Origin of the sequence: Achromobacter sp. GbtcB20 (assembly GCF_019091095.1) — a bacterium.
In the GTDB taxonomy this organism is placed as follows: domain Bacteria; phylum Pseudomonadota; class Gammaproteobacteria; order Burkholderiales; family Burkholderiaceae_B; genus Achromobacter; species Achromobacter mucicolens.
The window spans coordinates 1-551 of sequence record NZ_JAGXJZ010000191.1; the positions used below are offsets into that span (position 1 = coordinate 1).

Below are 551 nucleotides of genomic sequence, written 5' to 3' on the forward strand. Positions count from 1 at the left end.
GGCGCAGGGGCGCTTTCCCTGGCAGTCGCGCGCCGAGCTCGACCTGCTCGACGCCGTCGCCGCCGGCCGCGCCGCGTTGGCTGCGAGCGAGCGCGGCGCGGGCGGCAGCCTGCTGGGCGGCAATGCGCCCGATCCGAACGCGGCGCCGCTGGCGCGCGACCTGCTGCGCCTGGGCGAACTGCACCGCCAGCAGGGACGCACGGCCCTGGCCCAGGAGTGTTTCGAGGAGAGCACCGCATTGCGCCAGCGCCTGCTCGGCGACGCCCATCCCGACACCCGCGCCAGCCGCTCGGCGTTGGCGGCGCTGCTGCGCGAGAGCGGCCGCCTGCGCGAGGCGCGCGCCCAGTACGAACTGCTGGTCGAGCATTGCGTCCAGGACGCCGGCGCCGAACACGCCGAGACCCTGAGCGCCCGGTCTGGACTGGCGGCCACGCTGGCGGCGCTCGACGAGTTCCCGCGCGCGCTGGCGCTGCACGAGCAGGTGGTCGAAGCTTGCGAGCGTCTGTTCGGCCCGGGCCATATCGTCACGCTCGACGCCCTTGCCGGACAGG

Annotated in this window: 1 protein-coding gene; it reads left to right on the forward strand. The window is 75.5% G+C overall.

Translation table 11 applies throughout. The features are described from left to right. Nucleotides 1–551 (forward strand): tetratricopeptide repeat protein (locus KVT32_RS28505; RefSeq protein ID WP_217619252.1); only part of this gene is annotated, 551 nt, incomplete at both ends.